Consider the following 7234-nt stretch of genomic DNA (forward strand, 5'->3'; position numbering starts at 1 on the left):
CATACGATGCCATCGCACGGTATAGCTTCAACATCTGAAAGGCAAAAAAACACCCCTTCAAGAGGGGTGTTCGAAGTGAATTCCGCTCAGCGTTACAGAACTATGTATTCCTTGCTGGGGGGAATAAACACTGGCCGGGTTTTTCGTTATCGCTAGTGCAGAAGAATTTCTCCCTTTGCACCCGCCACTCGCTGGACGCAGTACGTCACAGCCGTTTCAAAATTGAGCCCCTGTTGGGCGCGCTGCACGCTACCTGCCCGCTTGCGCTCGAACACATCGAACTCTTCCGCTTCAGACTTACTGACGGGCAATGAACCGTTTTCCCGGCCTGATGTTGCAACTATCTCAAACCGACCGACCTTCACGCAAAAACTCATGACTTTCTCCCAGTTGGAAATACCCGGGCGGATGTCGGCCCGGTAGGGACGAATCCCCACCGGGTGGTAAATAAAATGATGCAGCCGCTAACGCCGAGAAAAACTAAATGCTTAACCCGTGATGCTGGGTCTGCACATCGGGACGCACCGCGATCAACGGTGAAACAGTCGGTCGCGATGCTGCCCACTCGTCCGCAAAATCGGTTTCGCGCTTCTTCGGTCGATGAACGATCGCAGTGAATCCTTCAGCCCTCAGTCGCTTGGCCAGCTTCAATGCAGCGTCGACGCCTGGAGACTTCCTGGTCCGTGGGTCAACGGCATCAAAATCGGCGAAGACGTGAACTATGCGAATGCCCAGTCCGTCGGGCACGACAAAGTCCGCCAGAAGAATCCGATTGAGACAGAACCACACGGGCACGCCGAATTGCATGTGCGCCGCGTAAGCAGTTTCCATCCCTTCGGCTACACCGATCTCTCCGTCAACAGGATCCATCAGCCGGACTGCGCCGCCGTTGAGTCGGCGCAGTGTCACGTCATTTAACTTCGGTGCCAGAATCTCGCCATCGTTAGTCACGATGGTGGCCTTCGCAGCCTTGGATCGGTCAAGAAACGTTCGATGCAACGTTCCAAGCTGACCATCCGGCAAGGTGAAGCGAGCCAGGATCCCCGGCCATTGGCCAAGCACCTTTTTCTCGTGCCGGTACTCGAGCATCCCCATTCGAAGCGCCGGTGACGGCGCAACGGTCAATCCGGGAACACGCGAATGTAGATAACGTGCGGCCGCACTGTCGAAACCGATGCGGACTGCACGCTCCCACATCGAATCGAGATGCTTCTGGGCCCAGGCAGGGTCAACCTTTCGCTTTTGGCTCGGCGCTGGTGACGTCGGCACGCGCTTGGCCTGCCGCTGGGATTCCGCCAATGTGCCACCCTCGAGCTCAACCATCAGTTCTCGAAACGACAGTCCGGCGGATCGACAAATCAACTGGTAACCATCACCAGCCATCCGATCGCCGCCGTTGCACTTGCGGCATACCCAATCACCGCGGCCACGCTTGTTGTCATAGGTGAAGCGGTCGGTACCGCCACAGATGGGACAGGGTCCGCCCTTCCCGTTCAGTGAGCTTGCCGGAACTCCATACCGCTGGAGCAACGCAAGCCACTGTTCCGGGGACAGCTTGATGTCCTTTACATTCATTGGTCACTCCAGGATTGGTGTGGTTGAGGGTCGATGCCTGAACAGGCGGTAAAAACCGTGCTCAAAAAAGCCGTCCGAGCGCGAGCCGTCGAGCTCGGCGAACGGCTTTTTTCAGCAAAGCAGATTAGGGAAAAGGATGTGCGGCGTGCGCGCTAGCTAGTCGAGTTGCGACGACTGAGATAGGTCGTGATCCAGCCCATCCCGCGAGGGATGGACCAGAACAACGATAGGTGAGGCTTTACAGGAGCAGCAGTGAGGCTTTTCGGGATCAGATCAAAGACCAAGCAGCTCGCGCATAAAGCGGCGCGAAGGGTTCTATCTCGTTTTTCCGCAAACATTCGCCGGTGAGCTCAGTGCAACAGCTCGTTTGCACGACGCGCTGTTAAGAAGTGTCAACTTGGGCCGTCTTTGGCTTTCGTCGATGCGCCGTAACGCAGGTGTGTGATTGAAGTCTAGCTGCCCGTGATTCCGTAGAAGCCTCCAATGGTGCCGATTTCGTACTGTCTTTCAAACGATCGATACATCGTTTCGATAATTGTTGAATTGTCGAATCGAATGAGCTATCTTCCTTGCATGGACTCGAACCTCGTTGTACGCGCGCTTAGCGCCCTCGCTCATGAATCGCGCCTTGCGATCTTCCGAATGCTAGTCGTTGCCGGCCCTGACGGCATGGCTGCGGGGGAGATCGCGAAGCAGCTTGGACTCTCCCCTTCCAGCCTCTCCTTTCATCTCAAGGATCTGTCACATGCCGAGTTGGTGAAGCCACGGCAAGAAAGCCGCTTCATCATCTACACCGCGAATTTTGACGCCATGACAGGCCTCATCGGTTTCCTGACGGAGAACTGCTGCGCCGGCGCGACCTGTGCCGCGAGCGACCTCTCCAACTGCTGCGGAGACACACCATGAAGCGCATGCACATCCATGTCGCGGTCGAAGACCTCAACGACAGCATTCGGTTCTACAGCGCCATGTTTGGCAACGTCGAGCCTACGGTTCTCAAGGGCGACTACTGCAAATGGGAGCTGACTGATCCGGCAGTGAACTTTGCGATTTCGCGGCGCGGCGCGAAACCAGGCGTAGACCACATCGGAATCCAGGTTGAAACCGACGCGGAACTGGAAGAGATGAACGCGCGCTTTACTGCGGCAAAGCTGCCAGTACAGGAGCAGACGCAAACGACGTGTTGTTACGCCAAGTCGGATAAGGCGTGGACAGTCGATCCGCAGGGCGTCGCGTGGGAGACGTTCAGAACCCTTGAAGCTGCGCCAGTCTACGGCGAGTCCCACGATCGAACGCCAGCACAAGCGCTGCCAACGGGCGCATGTTGCTCGCCTGCTGAATCTGTTGTGACGATCCGGAGCCGAACGTGAGCAATAAACCTTACTCAATTCTGATTCTCTGCACGGGCAATAGCGCGCGCAGCGTCATGGCCGAAGCGCTGTTCAATGTGTTAGGTAAAGGCCGGTTCCGCGCGTACAGCGCCGGTAGCCATCCCTCCGGGGCAGTCAATCCGTTCGCCATTGAACGATGCCAGGCCCTCGGCTACGACACGTCGGAATTGCGTAGCAAGAGCTGGGATGAGTTCGCGAAGCCCGATGCACCACACATGGATTTTGTGGTCACAGTCTGCGACCAAGCAGCAGGCGAAGTCTGCCCGATCTGGCCGGGCAAACCGATGACGGCGCATTGGGGCTTCGAGGATCCTGCCGCGTTCGAGGGCAGCGATGAGGAGAAACGCAAAATATTCACCAAGGTATATCGACAGATCATGAGCCGCGTGAGCCAGTTCGTGAACCTGCCGCTCCACGTGCTTGACGGCAATGCGATTCAGCGCGAGATGCGCTCGATCGGCGCAAGACCTGCAGAGGATTCAAATGAGCAGTACTGACACGGCGGTTGGTAGCGCACGGCCAGCCATCGGGTTTTTTGAGCGCTATCTGACGGTATGGGTCGCACTGTGCATCGTGGGTGGCATCCTGCTCGGTCAAGTGCTTCCTCAACTGTTTCAGGCGATCAGCCGCATGGAAGTGGCACAGGTCAACCTTCCGGTGGGTGTACTCATCTGGGTGATGATCATTCCGATGCTGGTCAAGATTGATTTTGCTGCAATGACGCAGGTCAAGAGCCAATGGCGCGGCATTGGCGTCACGCTATTTGTGAACTGGTTCGTCAAGCCGTTCTCGATGGCGTTGCTTGGCTGGATCTTCATCCGCCACGTGTTCGCGCCGTGGCTCCCCGCCGATCAGCTCGACAGCTACATCGCAGGATTGATACTGCTGGCTGCAGCCCCCTGCACGGCGATGGTATTCGTCTGGTCGCAGCTCTGCAAAGGTGATCCCTATTTCACGTTATCGCAAGTGGCGCTGAACGACACCATTATGATTGTGGCCTTCGCACCGCTCGTCGCCCTGTTGCTCGGTTTGTCCGCCATCACCGTGCCGTGGGATACATTGATCATTTCGGTCGGTCTCTACATCATTGTCCCGGTCATCCTTGCTCAACTGTTGCGCCGGATGTTGATGGCGAAGGGCGAAGCGCATTTTCGCAATGTCGTCGCACACCTCGGCCCCTATTCGATCTGCGCGTTGCTTGCGACGTTGGTACTGCTCTTCGCCTTCCAAGGGCAAGCGATCGTTAAGGAACCGCTCGTTATTGCGATGCTCGCAGTGCCGATTCTCATTCAAGTGTTTTTTAATTCCGGCCTCGCCTATTTGCTGAACCGGCGCCTTGGTGTCGCGCATTGCGTGGCGGGTCCGTCGAGTCTCATCGGCGCGAGCAATTTTTTCGAACTCGCGGTGGCCACAGCAATCAGCTTGTTTGGCTTTCATTCCGGTGCGGCGCTGGCCACGGTGGTGGGCGTGCTGATCGAGGTACCGGTCATGCTGCTCGTCGTCGGTGTAGTGAACCGCTCGCAACGCTGGTATGAAGCGCACTAAGGATCGTCAATGAGCGTCACCATCTATCACAATCCTGACTGCGGCACGTCTCGTAACGTCCTCGCCTTGTTGCGCGAAGCGGGAGAGAATCCGCAGGTTATCGAGTACCTAAAGACGCCGCCCAGCCGGGCGACCCTTGAGCGTCTGATAGACGACTCTGGCATGGCGGTCCGGGACGTACTGCGTATCAAGGGCACCCCGTACAGGGAACTCGGCCTCGACGATCCGGCGTTGAGTGATGTTCAATTGATCGACGCGATGGTCGCCCATCCGATCCTAATGAACCGGCCGATTGTTGTAACGCCTCGCGGCACGCGGCTGTGCCGTCCTTCTGATGCCGTGCTAGGACTGCTGGAGACCTGGCCGAAGAGCGAATTCCTCAAGGAAGAAGGCGTGCCGTTCGTTGTTGTCCGCGCGATCTCCGGTGACGATGCTGCGTTCACGCAGGCATTGCAGGCAGTCTGTCTGCCGATTGATGATCTCAAAGAACTTGGGCGGTGTTTTTTCGCATTCAGCACGCTAGCTGGATCGCACATCGGCTACGGTGGATTCGAGCAGTATGGCAACGACGCGCTCATCCGCTCGATCGTCGTCATGCCTCAGTGTCGCGGCAAAGGCTTCGGTCGCCACCTTGTGGCTGCACTGTTGCGCGCCGCGTTCGATCGGGGCGCCCGCAAAGCCTGGTTGTTTACCACGGACGCAACAGCCTTTTTTGAGAAGGTCGGATTCAAGCCGAACACACGCGAAACAGCGCCGACGACGATTCTTGAGACTCGCCAGGCATCCGGCTTGTGCCCTGCCGATGCACCGCTTTTATTTAAGAGCATTGCTCTGTAGATCGCGCGAGCACTCTATTGGATGGTTAACCGGGAGCCCAATCATGCACAACGATGGCATCGCCTCATCTTCGTTACGCTGGAGTTCGGATAGTCAGCGGTGCAATCCGGTAATGGCATCGATTGCCTTGCGATTTTCTGCAGATCAAGATCTTGACGCTACGGACTGCATGCACTCAGGTCGGGACTCTTTAAGCATTTCAAGTTCTACCGATACACCTGAATCAAGGCTGGCGAGAGCGGTGTCGCGATCACTCTGTCGCAGGTCCGGACACCTCGCACAAGCAATGGTTCTACCCGGCGACCGTATGCAATATGAAGCTGTCGTGCAATTCGTACGCGGTAGCAGGACAGCTGCTGCAGTCTTGCTGCTGGACATGCCGGCTTTGTTTCATACTCGCGGCTGTGACTGGCGAACCGCGCTTTTGCGCACGCGCAATCGTATGTCTGACGAAGGATTCAAAGTTTACGTGCTTCTGTTAGATGGCCGTCAACACGACGGACTTACTGTTGTGCTTCATAAGCTACGTGACCGATACACGAAGACGGATTTCGCGCGCTATTGCGACACCAATGGCATCGGATTCTTATCGAGCGACCAGTCCTTTATTACAGAGCGAGATCGCGAGATTCAACCCGTGACCGTATCGACGATAGTTACGGGGCTGATGTCCGCTCGTCATTTCTGCTGCGGAGCCTTTCGGATTGCCGATTCGAGACATGCCCTGCCTGCAGTATAAATTTCCAATCTCATGCTCAAAGATCTTCCACAAGTTAGCCTCGCGCATCTGAACATACCTGATCTCGCGAAACTAGAGCCGCAAACGGCTTCGCGCCACCCGCCGCGCATCCTGCTGCTGTTCGGTTCGTTGCGTCCTACGTCATACAGTCGCTATCTGACTTTGGAAGCTGAGCGCATCCTGCGCCATTTCGGGGCCGAAACACGCGTCTTCGATCCGCACGGACTGCCGGTGACCGACAGCGTCGCTGCCGATCATCCGAAGGTGGCTGAACTGCGCGCACTCTCGGAGTGGTCAGAAGGACAAGTATGGTGCAGCCCCGAGCGTCACGGCACGCTCACCGCCGTGTTCAAGAATCAGATTGATTGGCTTCCGCTCGAGGCTGCCGGCGTCCGGCCAACCCAGGGTAGAACGCTCGCGGTGATGCAAGTTTGCGGAGGCTCCCAGTCGTTCAACGCGGTCAATGCCCTTCGCCTACTTGGTCGATGGATGCGCATGGTCACCATTCCCAACCAGTCTTCCGTCGCAAAGGCGTGGCAGGAATTTGATGAGGCAGGCCGTATGAAGCCGTCCGCCTACTATGACCGTGTCGTCGATGTGATGGAAGAACTTGTCAAGTTCACGCTCTTGATTCGCGATCGCTCCGACTACCTCACGGATCGGTACAGTGAGCGCAAAGAGGCGCATCCCGAGCAAGCAAGTGCGCTCTCGGCCGCTGCAATGGATCACGAGGCGGACGCCAACGCAGACATCGATGACCACGAAGCTCAGTGATCAAGCAGGTCGCCCTCGCGCCACTGCCGCGACCTTAGCGCTCGCAATCGCCCAACTGGTCTCCTGGGGATCGGTCTACTACGCTTTTTCCCTTTTCGTCGTGCCCATGGAGCAGACGATGGGATGGGGCCGCATGTCCACGAATGCCGCGCCATCCACGGGCCTTCTGGTGTCAGGGCTTGCGGCGTATCCAGTAGGTAAATGGATCGATCACGGACATGGCCGTCGCGTGATGGTCGCAGGCTCGCTTCTCAGTGCCGCGATGCTCCTTCTGTGGTCGCAGGCCCACAGCCTCACTGTCCTCTACATTGTTTGGGTTGGACTTGGCATCGCGATGGCCGCGACGCTTTACGATCCGGTCTTTGCAGTCATC

The 7234-nt window shown here is 57.2% G+C and carries 8 protein-coding genes and 1 pseudogene; 7 read left to right on the top strand and 2 right to left on the bottom strand.

The window, feature by feature from the left end; translation table 11 throughout:
- Positions 1-152: 152 nt before the first annotated feature.
- A complete protein-coding gene (locus ACRXB1_RS26235) occupies positions 153-377 on the bottom strand; it encodes a hypothetical protein (protein ID WP_062174929.1) in 225 nt (74 codons plus the stop codon).
- 103 nt (positions 378-480) lie between these two features.
- A complete protein-coding gene (locus ACRXB1_RS26240) occupies positions 481-1575 on the bottom strand; it encodes a DUF7146 domain-containing protein (protein ID WP_449493693.1) in 1095 nt (364 codons plus the stop codon).
- A 573-nt stretch (positions 1576-2148) separates the two neighbouring features.
- Between ACRXB1_RS26240 and ACRXB1_RS26245 the strand changes: the two genes are divergently transcribed.
- From ACRXB1_RS26245 to ACRXB1_RS26275, 7 genes and pseudogenes are all read left to right on the top strand, one after another.
- The gene (locus tag ACRXB1_RS26245; RefSeq protein WP_086383746.1) at positions 2149-2481 is read left to right on the top strand and encodes an ArsR/SmtB family transcription factor; all 333 of its coding nucleotides are present in this window, start codon (positions 2149-2151) and stop codon (positions 2479-2481) included.
- Positions 2478-2945, top strand: coding sequence for an ArsI/CadI family heavy metal resistance metalloenzyme (locus tag ACRXB1_RS26250; protein WP_449493694.1), 468 nt, complete (start codon positions 2478-2480; stop codon positions 2943-2945). The genes ACRXB1_RS26245 and ACRXB1_RS26250 overlap by 4 nt, the downstream gene beginning before the upstream one ends.
- On the top strand, positions 2942-3463 hold the full coding sequence (locus ACRXB1_RS26255) for an arsenate reductase ArsC (protein WP_449493695.1): 522 nt from the start codon (positions 2942-2944) through the stop codon (positions 3461-3463). The genes ACRXB1_RS26250 and ACRXB1_RS26255 overlap by 4 nt, the downstream gene beginning before the upstream one ends.
- Positions 3450-4511 carry an ACR3 family arsenite efflux transporter gene (gene arsB / locus ACRXB1_RS26260; protein ID WP_449493696.1) on the top strand — a complete coding sequence of 354 codons (1062 nt, stop codon included), beginning with the start codon at positions 3450-3452 and terminating at the stop codon, positions 4509-4511. The genes ACRXB1_RS26255 and arsB overlap by 14 nt, the downstream gene beginning before the upstream one ends.
- A 9-nt stretch (positions 4512-4520) precedes the next feature.
- The gene (gene arsC / locus ACRXB1_RS26265) at positions 4521-5348 is read left to right on the top strand and encodes an arsenate reductase (glutaredoxin) (protein ID WP_449493697.1); all 828 of its coding nucleotides are present in this window, start codon (positions 4521-4523) and stop codon (positions 5346-5348) included.
- A 751-nt stretch (positions 5349-6099) separates the two neighbouring features.
- Positions 6100-6861 carry an arsenical resistance protein ArsH gene (gene arsH / locus ACRXB1_RS26270; RefSeq protein ID WP_449493698.1) on the top strand — a complete coding sequence of 254 codons (762 nt, stop codon included), beginning with the start codon at positions 6100-6102 and terminating at the stop codon, positions 6859-6861.
- Positions 6842-7234: pseudogene (locus ACRXB1_RS26275) on the top strand (MFS transporter); the annotation flags it as partial. The gene arsH and the pseudogene ACRXB1_RS26275, both read left to right, overlap by 20 nt.

This window comes from Caballeronia sp. M23-90 (assembly GCF_053574605.1).